Below are 237 nucleotides of genomic sequence, written 5' to 3' on the forward strand. Positions count from 1 at the left end.
CTGGGTGTCAAGGACGTCACCTGGCTGGCGCCCGGCGGCGAGGAGATGACCGAGGAACACTGGCACGACGAGCACGCCCGCTGTCTCGGCGTGCTCCTCGATGGCCGCGCGCAACCCACCGGGATCCTGCGCAGCGGTGAGGATGCCACCCTGCTGCTGATCCTCAATGCCTACCACGACGCGGTGTCCTTCCGTCTTCCCGAGGTGGCCGAAGGCAGCGGCTGGACCTGCCTGCTG

Annotated in this window: 1 pseudogene; it reads left to right on the forward strand. The window is 68.8% G+C overall.

Annotation, left to right across the window (positions count from 1 at the left end):
• A pseudogene (locus BST14_RS32320) lies at positions 1-237 on the forward strand (glycogen debranching enzyme); the annotation flags it as partial.

The sequence above is a fragment of the Mycobacterium arosiense ATCC BAA-1401 = DSM 45069 genome, from assembly GCF_002086125.1.
Lineage (GTDB): Bacteria > Actinomycetota > Actinomycetes > Mycobacteriales > Mycobacteriaceae > Mycobacterium > Mycobacterium arosiense.